We start from the raw sequence: 4667 nt of genomic DNA, 5'->3' as shown, positions 1-4667 counted from the left end.
CTTAAGTTTCTTAAAACTTTTGACATTACCAATTTCTGAATGGTTCTCACTTCACTCTCCCTTGTCCGGGATGTCTTCCCGTATCCGGTAATTCAGTTGTCTTTTTTTCATCCACAGGACCGCAAGAAGGTCCACGAAGGATCGAAAGATCCGGTTTCGGATGTTGTATTTGGCTGTTCCGTGCCGCCTCGGGTAATGTCCGACGCGGACCTCGATCACCCGGAATCCTTCCATTTTGAAGAGCGTGGGAAGGAAACGGTGCATGCCGTTATAGAGCTTGACCTTCTGAAGGCATTCCCGTTTGTAGGCCTTGAGCGAGCATGCAATATCCTTGATCTCCTCATGAGTCAAGGCGTTCCTGACCGAATTGGCGATCACCGAAGAGATCTTCCTGATCCAGGGGTCCGATCTCTCGGCCCGGAAGCCGCATACCATATCGTATTCCGGGATTTTTTCGAGGAGCAGGGGGATGTCTCCGGGGCTGTTTTGCAGGTCCGCATCCAGGGTCACGATCACCTCTCCGAGAGCGGCCCGGAAGCCGGCGTCCATGGCCGAGGTCTGCCCGGCATTTTTTTCAAAGCTGATGACCCGGATCCTCGGGTTTTCCCGCCGGGCCTCCAGGATTCTCTCAAGGCTTTTGTCCCGGCTTCCATCATCCACCATGATGATCTCGTATATTTTTCCGAGGTGATTCAGGGTCTCTTCGAGTTCTCGGATCAGGATGGGGATATTCTCTTCTTCGTTATAGACCGGGATCACCACGGAGAGTTCGGGCGGTTTCATTTCCTTGAATCCTTTCCCCCTGTATGGAGAGGTCTCCGGCCCGCCCCGGGACAGGGCCGTACAGAACCTCGCAATGCGGCACGTTCGACGGCTGTTCAAGACAAAGCCGGGCCGTTTCGGAGAGCATAAGAATCGGAAGCCTCCCCTGGACCCCTTCGATGATCCTTCGGAAGACCTCTTTCTTGCCCATGCCTTCGGTTTCTGCGTGCACGGTCATGACGTGAAGTCTGCCCGGTTTCAGACGAGAGAGATAATAATCTGCAATTTCCCTGTCGCTTCCCGCCTCTTCTCCCATGATCTCATCCATGGTGGGAAGGGTCGTGGGGATCTGGAGGGTGTTGAACCGCACGCCGTCCACTACAGGGAAAAATGGGGACTCACCCCGCATGTCGCTGCAGTAGATGAGGCCGGCCTGGTCCTGGACGGCGAGGCTCCGGGCATTGGAGATCCAACCCGGGGCGGCGGAGCTGAGAGCGTCCCGGCCCAGGACCTCTCGGAAGGCCGAGCGGGCGAGGTTGAGCTCCTTTCGGATCTGCTCTATGCTCATCCGGTGGAGCTTATCCTGCCATTTCACATGGTCCCAGCAGTGGATCCCGATCTCGTGGCCTGCCTCGGGAATGGCGCGGATGATGTGCGGCAGGGCGTGCGCGATTTTAGGCGCCGGCAGAAGGGTCCCGTACAGCAGGGTGGAGAAGCCGTACATCCTTGCGGCCCGGGTCCGGATCATCTTTTTTAAAAATCCTTTTTTCGTGAAGATCCGGAAGACGGCCCGGCCGGAATGATCAGGGCCCAGGGATACGAAAAAAGAGGCTCGGATCTTGGTTTCCCTGAAAAGATTCAGCAGCGCAGGGACCCCGTATTCGAGTCCCCGGTAGGTGTCCACGTCCACCTTGAATGCCAGGCCGTCCTTGGACAGTGAGCTCAGGACAGTCGAACTGTTCAGATTCAGAGGGGAAGGCGTCATCCTGACCTCCCTTGAATCAGGGAGAACCTTTCCGAGTCATTCTGTTTGAATGGGGATGGGTTCTCCTGCAGGAGTATCTGGTCCGGACTGATCCCGGAGATCTCCTTTCTGTGTTTTTCTTCGATGAGAAGATAATTTTCGGAATCCTGTAGAAAACGCCCGGCCTCTTCGGGATCATCGATCCTCCGGACAGGGATTTGATCCAGGTAAAAAAAGAGGTTTCCCTCCCTCCCTTGGTGGAGGACGGCAAGGCGATCCTGAGGGATATGCATCCGGTTTACGCTGCTGCAAAGGCCTCGAAGACCCCGAAAGGATTCCGCCGCGGGCAAAACAACAAAAAACAAGTAGAGGTCCATGCAGAACACAACGGTGAGAAGGACGGCGACAAACAGTTTGACTGTCCTGAGCTCACTGTCGAAGGAGTGTCTGACCTTGGATCCGGCATAAAGAAGGATCGAGAGGATCAGCCCGAGGGCTGTGATGGCCGCCGCCCAGGCATGCCGGCTGAGGTTAAGCGCTTCATACGGTTTGAGCAAAGACGGCTGTAAAAAAACAAGGATAGCGGCCGAGCCCATGATCAGTGTCATAAGACCCGCCGGGATTAGGACCTGGACCCAGGATCTCCATCCCCGGAGAGGCTCGCGCATCAGATCCGACCAGCTTCTGCCAATGATTAAAGAGGCTGCGGGAAAGAGCGGCAGAAGATAATAACTCCGCCTTGAACCGGAGAGGGTGAAGAATAAAAACAGGGAGCAGAAGTAGAGGATGACAAACCCTGTCGAGCCGTCCATGGGCCCCTGTCTGCCGTTGCACAGGCAGGTCGGCTTCCTGAGATGATGGATCAGGGCGCCCGGGAGGAACAGCGCCCACGGCGCAAAGATTGCGAAGATCTCGTAAAAATAGTAATAGACCGGCTGTTTGTGATCAAAGGGGTCGAAGAAGCGGAGGACGTTCTCCTTGAATACCAGGTAGAGGGAGTCGGTAGAGCCGCTCCGGGTGAAATCAAGGAAAAATGGGATCAGGTAGATCAGGGCGGAAAAAAGACCCGCGGGGATGGTATGCCGGTTCCATAGCCAGCCCCATTGTTTCCGGATCCACGCATAGGGGAGAAGGACCGCCATAGGAAGGGCGAATCCGAGAAGCCCCTTGGTGAGCGAATTTACGGCCATGGAGAGGTAAAAAGGATAGAGCCAGCCTCTCGAGGGGGCCGGCTCAAAACGGACAAATATCCAGAGGGAGAGCAGCACCCCGGTCATATTGATGAGATCGGCCGATGCGGTCCTCCCCCAGTAAATAAAATAAAATGATGTGCCGAGGATCAAGGAGGAGAGGAATCCGGTCTCCCTGTCGTAGAGACGCTTCCCCATTCCATAAAGAAGCAGCAGGGCCGCCATGGCCGAAACCGCGGAAGGGAGTCTCGCCGAAAGCTCGGTCACCCGTCCTCCGGTAAAGGGCGTGAAGAATAGGATCATATCATAAGAAAGGAACGGCTTGTCCCTGTAGGGGGCGCCGTTGATCCTCGGAGTCAGGTAATCTGATGCAGCAAGCATCTCACGCGCAGCCTCGGCCCATCTTCCTTCAGATCCCCAGAGAGAACGATCTCCTAATCCGTGGAGCAGGAGAAGGGCGGATAGTGCCGTGAGGATCAGGATGAGGGTGAGATCCTTCCCGGATGTCTTCATCTCTCCCGGAGTCCTTCCCGAATTTTCCGAGGTTAAGGGTTCCGCCGTCATAGAATCGTTTCTTTATGATCTTCCGTAAGATAGTAGTCCAGGGTCTTTTTCAACGCGGTCTTAAGATTCACCTTGGGTTTCCATCCGAGAAGCTCATGGGCCTTTTTGATGGATGGGACTCTGGTCATGATGTCCTGATACCCTTTGCCGTAGTAGTCTTCGGATGTGACCTCGATGATTTGCGCGGCCTCGGCCTTTTTCCGGTATTTTGGGTATTGCATGACCATCTCCCGGAGGGTATGGGCCAGATCACGGATGGAAATGTTATTGGCCGGGTTCCCGATATTGAAGATCTCTCCCTGGCAGACATTGTTTTTGTTTTCTATGATCTTCAGGAGGCAGTTGATCCCGTCGTCAATATAGGTAAAGCTCCGGCTCTGCCTGCCGCCGTCCACGAGTTTGATCGGCTCGCCGATCATGATGTTTCCCAGAAATTGGGTCAGAACCCGGGAACTCCCTTCCTTGCCCACGGTAATCCGGTCCAGTTTGGGTCCGATCCAGTTGAACGGGCGGATCAGGGTGAACTGGAGCCCCTCTCTTCCGTAGGCCCAGATGACCCGGTCCATGAGTTGTTTGCTGCAGCTATAGATCCACCGCTCTTTATGGATCGGCCCGAGCACCAGGGGGCTGGTATCCGGGTCGAACTCCGGGTCCGAACACATGCCATAGACCTCTGATGTGGAGGGGAAGATGACCCTTTTTTTGTACTTGACGCACTGCCGGACAATCCGGAGGTTTTCCTCGAAGTCGAGTTCGAACACGGCGAGCGGGTCCTGCACGTAGCTTGCCGGCGTGGCAATGGCCACAAGGGGAAGAACCAAATCCGATTTCTTGATGTGGTATTCGATCCATTCCTTGTTGATGGAGATGTCTCCTTCGACAAAATGGAATCTCGGGTTGTTGATGGAGTGCTCCAGCTTGTCGCACGCCATGTCCATGCCGTAGACTTCCCAGTCCGTATCGCTCATGATTTTATAGGTCAGACTGTTTCCGATGAACCCGTTTACGCCCAGAATGAGAACCTTCATTTTAAACTCCTTTTGAAAATAGCGGGTAAAAAGGGGTCGAGGATTCAAGTGAAATGCTGAAACACAAGCAAAATCTCCAGAGAAAAACCCTTGAACCCTCGACCCCTTATGTTTTTAGCCCTTCACTTGACCCCTGGAATCCTTGACCCCTTGACCCCT

The 4667-nt window shown here is 54.6% G+C and carries 4 protein-coding genes; all 4 read right to left on the bottom strand.

Annotated features, from left to right (window positions below; all coding sequences use genetic code 11):
- Nucleotides 1-51: 51 nt before the first annotated feature.
- From AUK29_05585 to AUK29_05570, 4 genes are read right to left on the bottom strand one after another with little or no spacing between them, the layout of a single operon-like run.
- A complete protein-coding gene (locus AUK29_05585) occupies nt 52-783 on the bottom strand; it encodes a glycosyltransferase (protein ID OIP64039.1) in 732 nt (243 codons plus the stop codon).
- Entirely contained in the window at nt 743-1699 is a 957-nt protein-coding gene (locus AUK29_05580) for a hypothetical protein (protein ID OIP64040.1), read from the bottom strand. Before AUK29_05580 ends, AUK29_05585 begins: the two co-directional genes overlap by 41 nt.
- 44 nt (nt 1700-1743) lie before the next feature.
- Nucleotides 1744-3480 carry a hypothetical protein gene (locus tag AUK29_05575; protein ID OIP64038.1) on the bottom strand — a complete coding sequence of 579 codons (1737 nt, stop codon included), beginning with the start codon at nt 3478-3480 and terminating at the stop codon, nt 1744-1746.
- The gene (locus AUK29_05570) at nt 3477-4508 is read right to left on the bottom strand and encodes a hypothetical protein (protein OIP64037.1); all 1032 of its coding nucleotides are present in this window, start codon (nt 4506-4508) and stop codon (nt 3477-3479) included. The genes AUK29_05575 and AUK29_05570 overlap by 4 nt, the downstream gene beginning before the upstream one ends.
- Between the last annotated feature and the right edge of the window lie 159 nt (nt 4509-4667).

This window comes from Nitrospirae bacterium CG2_30_53_67 (genome assembly GCA_001873285.1).
Taxonomy (GTDB): Bacteria; CG2-30-53-67; CG2-30-53-67; order CG2-30-53-67; family CG2-30-53-67; genus CG2-30-53-67.
The sequence above is the reverse complement of the archived record's forward strand: the minus strand, read 5'-3'. Positions and strand labels throughout refer to the sequence as shown.